The sequence below is a fragment of the Arthrobacter sp. V1I7 genome, from assembly GCF_030817015.1.
Classification (GTDB): domain Bacteria; phylum Actinomycetota; class Actinomycetes; order Actinomycetales; family Micrococcaceae; genus Arthrobacter.
The window spans coordinates 1,748,019-1,760,275 of sequence record NZ_JAUSYS010000001.1 but is presented as its reverse complement, the minus strand read 5'-3'; the positions used below and the strand labels follow the sequence as shown (position 1 = coordinate 1,760,275).

Here is a 12,257-nt window from a genome sequence, read left to right as displayed (position 1 = left end):
GCTCTATGATCAGACCCACGTAACGGCTTTGTCAACCGGTTGCCAAAATTGCCATTTAGCTTGCGGGAAGCAGCCGCCCGCTGGATCCCCGCAGCACCAGTTCCGTGTCCACCCGCACAATGGCGGCAATCTGGTCCGCGCCGTGCAGCACGTTGAGCAGAAGCGTGGCGGCTTCCGTGCCGCAGGCGGTCATCGGCGAGCGCACCGTGGTGAGCGGCGGCGTCGTGAAGTCCGCGCCGAAGATGTCGTCGAAGCCCACGATGCTGATCCGGTCCGGGACCACCACCGAGGCGGCCTGGAGTTCCTGCATCAGTCCGATGGCCAGGAGGTCGTTGTAGGTAATCACGGCCGTGGCACCGCTGGCGACGACATCGCGCGCAGCCTGCCGTCCGCCGTCGACCGTTGGTTTCACGGACTCAAGCCGGACGGCCTCCAACCCGGACCATTCGCAGGCCGCCTGGACGCCCTGCCACCGGCGGCCGGACATCCACGACTGGTGCGGGCCGGCCACGTAGGCGATCTTGTGGTGTCCGTTGGCCGCGAGGCTGCGGACTGCTTCGCCGATGCCCTTGTTGACCTCCGGGACGACGCAGGGGACGCCGTCAACCTCGCGGTTGATGACCACCACCGGTTTTTCCCTGGCGAGCTCGCGGATCCGGTCATCGTCCATCCGCGGGCTCGCCAGGATCAGGCCGTCCACCGTGGCCATCATCCGGCGGGCCGCGGTGAGTTCCGTTTCCGGGGATTCGGCGGATTCGGCGAGCATCAGGGTGTAGTTCCGGGCGGTGGCTGTTGATTCCGCGCCGCGGATGATGCCGAAGAAGGTGGGGTTGGTGATGTCCGCGACGATCAGCCCGAGGGTGCTGGTCCGGCCGGTAGGCAGGGCGCGTGCGAACGGGTTGACGTGGTAATTGAGTTCGGCGGCCGCGTCCTCGATCAGTTTCTGCGTCTTGGCGCTGACCCTGCCGGGCTTGCTGAGCGCCCGTGACACCGTGGACGGGTTCACGCCCGTAAGCTTGGCGATGTCGTAGATGGTGGCGTTGGGCCTTCCATCCCGGCCGGCCTTCCTGGCAGCAGCGGTTGTTGCGGCAACTTCGGGCTTCGCGGGTTCGGTCACTGGCCCATCGTACATAGCTACTGCGGGAAAGCGGGCAGGCCAGCCGGTTGCCACGGCCCCGGCCGTCCTGCCTCCGCCAATCGCTCCCCCGCAGTGGCACCGCTACGTGCGCTGCGGGAACTTGCCTTCCTCGGCAATCCGTTTGTTGAGCTCCGTGAGGAACTCGTCCTCGTCGAAGTCCAGCCCCACTTCCCGGCCGGTCCAGCTGGAGAGATGGATGGCGTTGGCCAGGCGGACGCCGTTGATGCCGTCCGAGCCGGGGGCGAGGAGCGGGGTGCCGTCCAGGATGTTGGCGGCGAAGTTCTCCAGGACGCCAGAGTGCTGGGCGCCCCAGGCGGACTCGAACTCGATGACCTCGGTGGTGTAGTACTCCTCCGGGCTCAGTTCGCCCATGAAGAGCTTGCGGACATCGTCCATGCCCATGCCGTCGCTGAGTTCGCGCTCGGGCTTATGCAGGCGCGTCACGGTGGCGGTCTTGCTGCCTTCGACGACGATCTTGCCCTGGTCGCCCAGGATCTCGAAGCGGTCGGTGCCGGTCAGATCGTGCGTGGCGGTGACGAAGACGCCGGTAACGCCGTCTCCGTAGTCCACCACCGCGGTGACTTCATCCTCGACGGCGATGTCGCGGCGGAAGCCGAAGGAAACCTTGGAGTAGACCGATTTCGGCACGCCGCAGATCCACTGCCACAGGTCCAGCTGGTGCGGTGCCTGGTTGACCAGGACGCCGCCGCCCTCGCCGCCCCAGGTTGCGCGCCATTCGCTGGAGTTGTAGTAGCCCTGCGGACGCCACCAGTTGGTGATGATCCAGTTGCTGCGGCGGATCGTGCCGATCTCGCCGTTTTCCACGATCTCTTTGAGCTTCTTGTACAGCGGGTTGTTGCGCTGGTTGAACATGATGGCGAAGGAGAGTTCCGGCTTGCCGGCGGCAAACTCGTTCAGTTCCTTCACCTGCCTCGTGTACACACCCGCAGGCTTCTCCACCAGGGCGTGGATGTTGCGCTTCAGCGTCTCGATGCCCATTTCGGGGTGCAGGAAGTGCGGTACGCACGTGACAACGGCATCCACGTCGCCGCTTTCCAGCATGGTGATGTAGTCCCCGTAGAACGGCACCTCCGGGTAACCGGCCGCGGCCGCTTCCTTCCTGGCCGGATCAATGTCGCAGAGTGCGCCGATCTCCATATTGGGGACCAGGCCGTCGTTGATGAACTTGGCGTAGGCGCCGCCCTGCTGGCCCAGGCCTATGATGCCGAGGCGTACTTTCTTGCTCATGTGATGCTGCTTCCTGTCGGGTTGAAAAGGGATCCCTGGAAAGGGCTGTTCAGAAGAGGTCCGAGTGGCCCATCGCCACGAGATTGTCGTAGGAGGTCTGCAGGGCGTCCCACACACTGCGGCCATAGAGCTCGTCCTGCTCCACGAGCAGGTACTCCGCACCGGCGGCCTGGGCCGCGGGAATGATGGACGGGAAGTCGAGGTTGCCCTCGCCCACTTCGGCGAACTGCACCACGTTCTTGAATTCCTGCATAAAGCCCGGGAAGTCCCCGATCTCCAGCATCCCGAACGCAGCCTCGGGCAATGCACCGATCCGGTAGTCCTTGAGGTGGACCATGGCCGTGCGCCCGGCGTACTTCTCGAGGGTCCGGACCGGGTCCAGCCCGCCGCGCTGCACCCAGTGGACGTCGATTTCCATCCCCATGGCCGGGGAGTTCTCCGCGATGATGTCCAGCAGGTGCTTACCGCCGAACTTCGCAAATTCGATGTGGTGGTTGTGGTAGTACAGTCCGATCCCGTACTCCTGCAGCCGCTCCGCGTAACCGTTGGCCTCCTTGGCGAAGTCGATGACGGCTCCGAGGGACGTCATCGCGGGGAACGGCAGCATGCCGATGCGCAGGAGCCTGGATTCCAGCCGCTTGGCGTCATCGACGATCTTGTCGAAGTCGTCGGTCAGGGAGTCTCCCGGCCGGCCTTTCGGGGTTTCCATCGCCACGGACAGCGCGGCGATGTCCATGCCGAGCTCGCTGCGGGACCGGTCCAGTTCAGCCACGTTGTCCGCGGTCATCGGGATCTGGGAAATTTCGACGGCGTTGTACCCGATCGCGCTCACCTTGCGGAGCGTTTCGAACGCCCCGAGGTCCGCGAAACTGTCCTTCAGCATCATTGCCTGTACGCCTATGGTGGCCATTTTGTTCCTCCGTTGTTGATTGTTCATGAGTGCCGCGGCTGCCTGCCGGCAGAGGTGTCTCCTCAGGCGAGGGCGCCGGCCTGCTCGTTCTGCATCCGCTGGATTTCGAGCAGCCGGTGCCGGTCGGCGCGGCGCTGCTCCTGACGGTCCGGATCAGGCACCGGTGAGGCGAGCAGCAGCCTTTGCGTGTAGGGGTGATCGGGATCTCGCGTCACGACGTCGGCCGGGCCTTGCTCGACGATCTCGCCGTGGTACATCACGGCCACGCGGTGGCTGATGTGGCGGACCACGTCAAGGTCGTGCGAGACGAAGAGGTAGGACACTCCGGTGTCCCGCTGGATCTGCAGGAAGAGATCCAGGACCCGGGCCTGGGTGGACAGGTCCAAGGCACTGACCGGCTCATCGCAGACAATGAGTTTGGGCGATAGTGCCAGGGCACGGGCTATCGCCACACGTTGCCGCTGGCCGCCGCTGAACTCCCGCGGAAGCCGGTGGATGGCGTCGGAGGGCAGGCCCACCTGGTCCAGGAGTTCCCGGACGCGCTGTTTGGCTTCCGCCGGCGACTTGCCTTGGACGCCGAGGGGCTCGGCGAGGATGTCGCCGATTTCCAGGGCCGGATTCAGCGAGGTGTAGGGATCCTGGAATACCACTTGAAGATCCCGGCCCAAGATTCGCCGTTCCTTGCGGCCGGCCTTGCTGATGTCGTTTCCTTCGAAGACGATCCTGCCCTGGGTCACCGGTGCCAGGCCAAGTACGGCGCGGCCCAGCGTGGTCTTGCCCGAGCCGGACTCCCCCACCAGACCCAGGGTCTCGCCCTGGCCGATTGAGATGTTGATGTCGGTCAGGGCACGGAACGGCTTGGCGCGGAAGCCCTTGCCCGGATACTCGACGGTGAGGCTTTCCACGCTGAGAAGTTTTGAGCGTTCGCCGGCGCCGGCAGAAGTGCCGGAAGCTGCGGTTGCAGTCATAATGCTGCCCCCCTTGGAGTCGATGAAACGAGCATGGTCATAGGTTCCTTGCCTTCCAGCATGGAACCAAGGAGCGTCTGGGTGTAGCTTTCCTGCGGGTTCCGAAGGATATCGCGGACCGGGCCTTCCTCAACGAGGCGGCCGTTCTGCATCACCACAACGCGGTCGCAGAGGTCGGCAACAACGCCGAAGTTGTGCGTCACCAGGATCACGCCGATGTTCAGGCGCCGCTGGAGGTCACGGATCAGGTCCAGGACGTCTGCCTGCACTGTTACGTCAAGCGCCGTGGTGGGCTCATCCGCGATCACCAGGTCGGGTTCGCAGCTGATTGCCCCCGCGATGAGAACACGCTGGGCCATTCCGCCGGATACTTCGTGCGGGTAGGCGTCGAAGGTGCGCTTGGGGTTCACGATTCCGACGTCGGACAGGAGCTTCATAGCGCGCCTTGTGGCCTCGGCCTTGGAGATCTCCAGCACCCGCACCATGGGAGTGACCAGCTGATAACCGATGGTGAACGCAGGGTCCAGGTTGCTCATGGGCTCCTGCGGAATGTAGGAGATCCGCTTGCCCCGCAACTTGGAGAGCCGTTCCTGGTTGACCTTCTCGTCGCCCGGCGCCACGGTGTACTTGCCGTCGAACTGGATGGAACCGCCGACAACGCCCGCGTTGTCCGGCAGGAGACCCAAGATGGAGAAGGCAGTCTGGGATTTACCCGACCCGGACTCGCCGACAATGCCGAGGATTTCGCCCCGGTCAACGTGGAAGGAAACATCGTCGACGACCTTCTTGACGGATCCGTCGGCCTGCGGGTAGCCCACCCCCAGGTTCGTGACCTTCACCAGATGGTGTTCGGTGCCGGCGTCGACGGCGGCCACTGACTTACGTTCGGCGCGGGACCTGGCCGGCGCCGGCGTCGTTCCTGCGCCGGTCTTCCTCCGGTGCTTGATCTTTTCGCCGTCCTCAAGGGCATCGCGGATGGCGTTGCCGAGCAGTACCAGGGCGCCGATGGTCAGCGCCATGGCAAAAGCCGGCCAGAACAGCAGCTCCGGTTTCAGGTAGACGTTCTTGAAGCCTTCGCTCAGCATGACACCCCAGGTGGCCTTGGACGGGTCACCCAGCCCCAGGAACTCGAGGCCGGACTGGATGGCGATGGCAACGCCCGCGATCGCTGCCGTCTGGATGATGATGGGCGCCCGCACCACGGAGAAGATGTGGCGGCTCATGATGCTGATATCTGAAAGTCCCGAGACGCGGGCCGCGTCAACATAAAGCTCGTTCCGTACCGACTGCACTGCGGTTCGGGTCAGGCGAAAGTAGGACGGGCTGATCAGGACGCCGAAGGCGATCATGGCGACCCACACGGACGGGCCGAAAGCTGCCCGGATGGTCAGCAACACGATCAGGCCCGGGAGGCTCATGAGGATGCTGACAACCCAGTTCGAAACGGCTTCGAATTTCCCGGCGTAGTAGCCGGCGACCAGCCCGGCCGGAAGCCCGATGGCGATGGCGACGCCAGCGCAAAGCAGCGCAGAGAGCAGGGTCAGCCGTGCGCCGAAGAGCAGCCGGGTCCAAACATCGCGGCCCGCACTGTCCGTTCCCAGGATGTTCGTACTGTCGGGGTCCGCCAGGGTCTTGGCGATGTTGGCGAAGTTCTCCTCGACGGGGGCCAGAACGTCAGCGAAGACCGCCAAGAGGGCCATGACCAGCAGAATCGACATGGCCACGAGGCCGAGCGGGTTCCTGAGCAGCCGCTTCAGGACTGTGGACCTGACCACGGCTCCGGACTGGCCGGCTGCAGGCTGGCCGGCTGCAGGCTGGCCGGCTGCAGGCTGGGCGGTTTCAGGCTGGCCGGTTAGCGGCGTCAGTGCCGCAGTTTCAACGGACTCGGTCACGAGGCACGCACCTTCGGGTTGAGCCAGCCGTTGAGCAGGTCCACCAGCAGGTTGACCACGATCACAACGACGACGGTGTACATAACGACTCCCATGACGACGGGCAGGTCACTCTGGCCCGTCGCGGCGACGGCGAGCGGACCCAGGCCTGGCAGCGCGAAGATCTGTTCGATGATGACCACACCGCCGAGCATCCCGATCAGCTGGAGACTGAGGACAGTGAGGCCAGCGGGGGCCGCGCTGCGCAGTACGTGTTTGAAGAGGATCTCGCGCTCACCGATACCGCGGCTGCGGAGGGTGCGGACGTAATCACGCTCAAGCTGCTTGATGACGGCGCTGCGGATCTGCTGCGCGCCGCCGGTGACGCCATTGATCAGCAGGGCGATCACCGGCAGCGTCATGGAAAGCGCCCAGGCATTTGCCGGGGCATCCGGCGAAATGGTGCTGGTGGCCGGGAACAGCCCCAGCTGGATCGCCAGGATGGTCACCAGGATGATGCCGATGACGAAGCCGGGGACGGAATCGCCTACGATGGCGCCGACCTGCACGATGCGGTCGACCCAACCACGCCGGACTGCCGCGGCCCCGCCGATCAGGGTTGCGATGATCGCAATCAGGATCATGGCCGTGATGACCATTGTCATGGTGACCGGGATACGCGTGGCCAAGGAGTTGGCCACGGGTTCGGACGAGAACCAGGACGAGCCAAAGTTTCCGCCAGCGGCGTTGCTGAGCCAGCTTATGTACCTGGCCAGGATGGGTTGGTCGAGACCGAGTTCGGCTTCTTTCAGGGCCACCTGCTCGGGTGAGGCCTGGTCGCCGAGGATGTTCCGGGCAATGCTGCCGCTGGCGATGTAAAGCAGGAAGAAAGTCAGTGCCGATACGGCAAACAAGACGACAAGTCCGCTGCCGAGGCGTTTCAGGATGAATCTGGTCATTGCGGGCTCCGTTGAAATGGCGTGGTTGGCTGCCTGGTCCGGCAGCCGCCCTTGCGGACGGCTGCCGAAACCGGAGGGCTGCTGGCGCGGAACTACTTGGCCGGCGAGTAGTTGTAGATTGACGGGACGGCCTGCTGAATCTGCGGCGCGACGGTGACCTTGGTGTTGTGGAAGTACATCTGGTTGACCCTGAACAGCGGGGCGAACCATGCCTGGTCCACGACGTACTTGTTGACTTCCTGGGCCAGCTTGGCTGCGTCCGTGCCGCCGGTCTGGACCGCGTCGATCTTGGCCTGCAGCTCCGTGGGGGCGTTCTTGAACGGGTTGTAGAGCGCCTTGGTGGAGACAATCTGGTTGATGGCTACCCACGGTTCACCCTGGAAGAGCGAGAAGTACATGGCGTTGAACTTCTGGGCCGCAATGTCACTGGTGAAGGTGTTGGTCAGTGCCGCGCCCAGGTTCAGCGTGATGCCAATGTCCGCCAACTGCTGCTTGACCACTGAAATCTGGGTCTCGAACATCGGGATGGCCGGAACCTCGAGGGTCAGCCCCGACTCGTAGCCGGCCTCCTTGAGGAGAGCCTTTGCCTTGGCCGGATCGTAGGAATACTTGTTCTCCAGTTCTTCCACCCAGGCGCCGCTTTCCTTGCCGAACGGCTGCGACGTCGGTGTTCCCTGTCCCAGCATCACCTGGTCGAGGATTGTCTTGCGGTCAAACGCGTAGTTGATGGCCTGGCGGACACGGACGTCTTTCAGGGCCGGGTTCTTGGCGCCGTCACGGTCGAACAGGAGCAGCCCCTGCCAGTCCACCTGGTTACTGGCCAGCTTCATTTTGGCGCCCTCTGCCTGCTTGCCCGTCTTCGGATCGAGCAGCGTGGCATCAATCTGACCGGAAACCAGGGCATTGGTCCGGGCGGTCGGATCCGCCAGGATCTTCAGGGTGAGTTTGCTGAACTTTTGCAGGTCCTTGTTCCAGTAGCCTTCGCGGGCGGTGAACACGGTCTGGGAATCCTTCACCGTGGAAGCCTTGTCCATCACGTACGGACCGCTTCCGACGGGCTCGGTTTTGATACCTTCGGTCCCCAACGCCTTCGGGCTTCCCATCAGGCCGGCAGCCTGGCTGAGGTAGAACTCCAGCGACGGGTCCGGGGCGGTCAGGCTGAGATCGATAGTATCGGCATCCACCACCTTCACCTCGGAAACAGCGCCGAGCTGGGCCATCTGCGGGCCGTTCGCGTTCTTGAAGTGGTCCAGATTGGCTTTGGCTGCCTCGGCGTCAAACTTCGCACCGTCACTGAAGGTGACATCCGTCCGGAGATCGACGGTGAGCACTGTATCGGTGGCGTTGTACTTCCATGCCGTGGCCAGCATGGGACTCAGCTTGCCGTCCGGTTCCCGCAGGACCAGGGAATCATAGGCGGCCTGGTAGGGCTGGAGCACATGGCCCACGTGAGCCTGTGCCGGATCCCAGGAACGCACGTCCTGAATGGTTCCGAGGGTGAGGGCCGTTGCGGCCGGCGCTCCGGCGCCGGAGTTTGCGTTGCCGGAGTTTGCGTTGCCTCCGCAGGCAGTCAGCGCGAGAGCCGCGCTGACGGTGATGGCAGTTGCTACCGCCTTGGGACCTAACTTCATTGTTGGCTCCTATGAGTCCTTGGAACATCTTGACGAGTCTTGAATTGATTCCGCGTGTGGCCTGGGACACATCCACCGGTTGTGATTACAGTACGCAGTGTTGCCAGCCTTGGCAACCGATTGTCAAAGATACTCGGACGCTTCTGGGGCGCCGGGTCCGCGGATAGGCAGGCGCAAGTTCTGCCGTGAGACACGGCCGGCGCGAGCGCTGGACTCCGCGGGCGAAGACGAAGGCGTCAGCATACGATGTCGTGTAACTCCGGGTAGCTTTGCCGGTAGATCTCCTTGACGATCCGCAGCGATTTCGCGGCCTCGGAAGGGTCGATCCAGAACGGGCCGTCCTCGCCCAGACGGGCATAGAAATCGGCTATCAGGAGCTCATGGGAGACGCCCCAGTAGGCCCTGCCGCCGGACTCCGCCAGGCGTTCGGGCACCACCTCGACGCGCCCGTCCTGATGAGTCACAGTGAGGTCGCCGCGCAGGCTCAGGGTGGCCTGCTCCGTGACGATGTCGAGCGTGACGGGGGCGTTCACGGCATTTGCCAGGGTGGCATAGAAGGCACTCCGGGCACCTCCGGCATGCTCGGCCACGAATTCGGCGGTGTCCTCAACCTCGATGGCCCCACGCAGGAAGCGTGTGGACGCGTTGCCGCTCAGCGACACCACGTCCCCCACCAGCCACTGCAGCAGGTCCACCGTGTGGATGGCCTGGTTCATCATCAGGCCGCCGCCGCCGCCGGCCCAGCTCCCGCGCCAGGGCCGGTTCAGGTAGTACTCGGCACTTCGCTGCCACATCACGGTGGCGGACGCCCCGAGGACAGCGCCCAACTCCCCGGATGACAGGAGCGCATGCATGGCCTGGGAGGTCGCGTTGTAGCGGTTTTGGAAGCACACGGCGATCTTGGCGCTGCTGCCGGCGGTGGCTTCCATCAGCCGGTGCCCCTCGGCCAGGGTGTGCGCCAACGGTTTTTCCACGATGACGTTCACGCCGCGCTCGAGGCAGTCGGCTGCCGGCGCCGCGTGCTGGTGGTGCGGGGTGCTGATGTGGACCACGTCCGGGTTCAGCTTCGCCAGCAGGCTGAGATGGTCGGCGAAGCCGGGCACGCCATAGCCCGCTACGGCTGCAGCAAGCCGTCCCGGGTCCGTGTCGCAGACGGCAACGAGTTCGACGTCTTCAAGCTTTGCGATGGCCCCGAAGTGCACGGACGACACATCCCCGCAGCCGATTACTGCCGCCCTGACCGTCATGAGAGCGTCACGCCGTTCTTGGCAGCGAGCCCGGCGAAGGCCCGGGCAGCGGCGCCAAAGGCTCCCGGGCCGGAGAAGCCGCCCAGTTCATGGGCGCTGGCCAAGTGCGGTTCGAGCGAGGCGAACCCGGCGAATCCGTCGGCCTTCAGGGCGGCGATGGTGGCATCCAGCTCGCCGTCGCCCTCCCCTGCCGGCACCACCTCGCCGGTCGCCAGGATCGCATCCTTCACCTGGAAGTACTCAAGGTACGGGCGCAGCATGAGATAGCCCTCGGTGTACGGTTTGACGCCTACCTGGACAAAGTTGGCGTTGTCCCACGCGATCCTCAATGCCGGGGAATTCACGGATTCCATGATGTCCAGCACGCGCTCCGGGGTATCGCCGTAGATGCCCTTCTCGTTTTCATGCAGGAGCACGACGCCGGCTGCCGCGGCTTCGTCGGCCAGCGCCGCCATCCGGGTCAGGACATCGTCCCTAATATCCGCCGGGCTCTGCCCGGCACCGCGGTAGAACGAAAAAATGCGTATGTAGCCGGTGTCGAGTGCCTTGGCCACGCCAATGATCCGGCGGAGGCGTTCCAGCTCGTGCTCCACCGGAAGGCTGACATCCACTTTCCCGATCGGGCTCGCAACCGCAGAAACCCCGAGGCCCTTCGAATCAAGGATGGCCTTGAGCGTGCCCACCTGGTGGGGATCCAGCTCAGAGACGTTGGTGCCCCAGGCGCTGCGGACTTCGATATGGCTCGCGCCCAGGGCCAGCAGAACGGCCGCCTGCACGGCCGGGTCGGGGTCAACTTCGTCGCCGAATCCGGAGAGCGGCCAGACGGCGGTCAATGCTTCGGTCATGGAGTACTCCTTGGGTTAGGCCACCGGTGGCGGACCGCCGTAGGGTCGGCTCCCGGCGCCCGGTGACTCAGTTCACATCCTTGAGGTGTTGAAGCCAGTCTAGTTTGTCCTGCAGAATTTTGACAACCGATTGCCAACCTCCCGGTCGTGTGGCAACCTTAATCCATTGGCGTGGTGGCGTGAGTCACCTGGCGACTTCCGGCACGGCGTCAACACGAGCGCGTCAACACGAACAGAGGTGAAGGCCATGGCTGCACAGGCCGGAATCAACCGTCCCGCCACCATCCACGACATCGCAGCACTGTGCGGGGTGGCCGCATCGACGGTTTCCCGGGCGCTCTCCACACCGGACCGGGTGAACTTCCGCACGCGGGAGCGCATCGAGGCCGCGGCCGCCCAGCTGCGGTACACACCCAACAGCCAGGCAAAGGCATTGAGCTCCGGCCGGACCGGCGCTGTGGGGGTACTGGTCCCGGACATCACCAACCCCTTCTATTTCGATCTCATCAGAGGAACCCAGCTCCAGCTCAAAGCTGCCGGCTACACCCAGTTGCTGGTGGACACGGAGGAGTCGGATGAAGTTGAAGCCAGCGCAATGGAGCAGCTGCGCAAGGGGGCCGAGGGGCTCATTGTGGCGGCCTCAAGGCTGAGTGATGATGACCTGCTTGCCGCTGCGGCGAAGATGCCCCTGGTCACTGTCAACCGGGATGTCCGCGGCGTGCCGGCGGTCATCATCGATACACCGACGGCGACCAGCCAGGCCCTTGATCATTTGGTCTCGCTGGGCCACACCCGGGTGGCCTACATAGCGGGTCCGGTCACTTCCCAGTCCAGCACGCGGCGATGGGCGGCGCTTTCCGAAGCCGCGGACGAGCGCGGAGTCGAAGTCCGCAAGCTCGGGCCCTTCGCGCCGAAGACACAGGCTGGCGCGGCCGCGGCGGACGCCGCCGTCCACAGCGGCGTGACGGCGTGCATCACATTCAACGATCTGATCGCGATCGGGATGCTCCAGCGCCTCCGCGAACGAGGCCTCCGCGTCCCGGCGGACATGAGCATTGTGGGCTGCGACGACATCTTCGGTGCCGACTTCTGCAACCCGCCCCTTACGACTATGACCTCCCCGATCGAGCAGGTCGGGCGCGTGGCCGTGTCGATGCTGCTCGCCCAGCTCAATCCCCTCTCGGGCGGCGCTACGCGCAGCCGGTCAGTGATGCCCACCCACCTCACTGTCCGCGGCTCGACGGGACCCGCTACGGACAAGCCGGCCGGCACTGAGATACGCAGCTGACCGCTGCCAGCCGCTGTCCCAGGAAGCGTGTTCCGCAAGCCGTGCGGGATGATCTGCCCTCGTTGCACAGAAATAGCGTGGAGTTTTGGCCGAGCTCGCGGCGATCTTCGAGGAGGGGATCACGCCGGCCTCGTTGCCACGGGTCGCGCCGG

10 protein-coding genes are annotated in these 12,257 nt (G+C 64.6%); 1 reads left to right on the top strand and 9 read right to left on the bottom strand.

Annotated features, from left to right (window positions below):
• Nucleotides 1–55: 55 nt before the first annotated feature.
• The 9 genes from QFZ69_RS08225 to QFZ69_RS08185 all read right to left on the bottom strand — a co-directional run bounded on the left by QFZ69_RS08225 (nucleotide 56) and on the right by QFZ69_RS08185 (nucleotide 10,817).
• The gene (locus QFZ69_RS08225; protein ID WP_306917168.1) at nucleotides 56–1,117 is read right to left on the bottom strand and encodes a LacI family DNA-binding transcriptional regulator; all 1,062 of its coding nucleotides are present in this window, start codon (nucleotides 1,115–1,117) and stop codon (nucleotides 56–58) included.
• A gap of 102 nt (nucleotides 1,118–1,219) precedes the next feature.
• Complete coding sequence (locus tag QFZ69_RS08220; protein WP_306917167.1) at nucleotides 1,220–2,386, bottom strand: Gfo/Idh/MocA family protein; 1,167 nt, start codon at nucleotides 2,384–2,386, stop codon at nucleotides 1,220–1,222.
• Nucleotides 2,387–2,435: 49 nt separating this feature from the next.
• Entirely contained in the window at nucleotides 2,436–3,296 is an 861-nt protein-coding gene (locus QFZ69_RS08215) for a sugar phosphate isomerase/epimerase (protein ID WP_306917165.1), read from the bottom strand.
• Between the two features lie 62 nt (nucleotides 3,297–3,358).
• Nucleotides 3,359–4,264 carry an ATP-binding cassette domain-containing protein gene (locus QFZ69_RS08210; protein WP_306917163.1) on the bottom strand — a complete coding sequence of 302 codons (906 nt, stop codon included), beginning with the start codon at nucleotides 4,262–4,264 and terminating at the stop codon, nucleotides 3,359–3,361.
• The gene (locus QFZ69_RS08205; protein ID WP_373461834.1) at nucleotides 4,261–6,156 is read right to left on the bottom strand and encodes a dipeptide/oligopeptide/nickel ABC transporter permease/ATP-binding protein; all 1,896 of its coding nucleotides are present in this window, start codon (nucleotides 6,154–6,156) and stop codon (nucleotides 4,261–4,263) included. The genes QFZ69_RS08210 and QFZ69_RS08205 overlap by 4 nt, the downstream gene beginning before the upstream one ends.
• Nucleotides 6,153–7,094 carry an ABC transporter permease gene (locus QFZ69_RS08200; RefSeq protein ID WP_306917161.1) on the bottom strand — a complete coding sequence of 314 codons (942 nt, stop codon included), beginning with the start codon at nucleotides 7,092–7,094 and terminating at the stop codon, nucleotides 6,153–6,155. The genes QFZ69_RS08205 and QFZ69_RS08200 overlap by 4 nt, the downstream gene beginning before the upstream one ends.
• A 92-nt stretch (nucleotides 7,095–7,186) precedes the next feature.
• Nucleotides 7,187–8,725: an ABC transporter substrate-binding protein gene (locus tag QFZ69_RS08195; protein WP_306917159.1), complete on the bottom strand. Its 1,539-nt coding sequence runs from the start codon at nucleotides 8,723–8,725 to the stop codon at nucleotides 7,187–7,189.
• A gap of 236 nt (nucleotides 8,726–8,961) precedes the next feature.
• Nucleotides 8,962–9,972, bottom strand: coding sequence for a Gfo/Idh/MocA family protein (locus QFZ69_RS08190; protein WP_306917156.1), 1,011 nt, complete (start codon nucleotides 9,970–9,972; stop codon nucleotides 8,962–8,964).
• Nucleotides 9,969–10,817, bottom strand: a complete 849-nt coding sequence (locus QFZ69_RS08185; RefSeq protein ID WP_306917155.1) for a sugar phosphate isomerase/epimerase — start codon at nucleotides 10,815–10,817, stop codon at nucleotides 9,969–9,971. The genes QFZ69_RS08190 and QFZ69_RS08185 overlap by 4 nt, the downstream gene beginning before the upstream one ends.
• Before the next feature lie 247 nt (nucleotides 10,818–11,064).
• On the opposite strand from QFZ69_RS08185, the gene QFZ69_RS08180 reads away from it, so the two are divergent.
• Entirely contained in the window at nucleotides 11,065–12,105 is a 1,041-nt protein-coding gene (locus QFZ69_RS08180; protein ID WP_306917153.1) for a LacI family DNA-binding transcriptional regulator, read from the top strand.
• Nucleotides 12,106–12,257 lie beyond the last annotated feature (152 nt).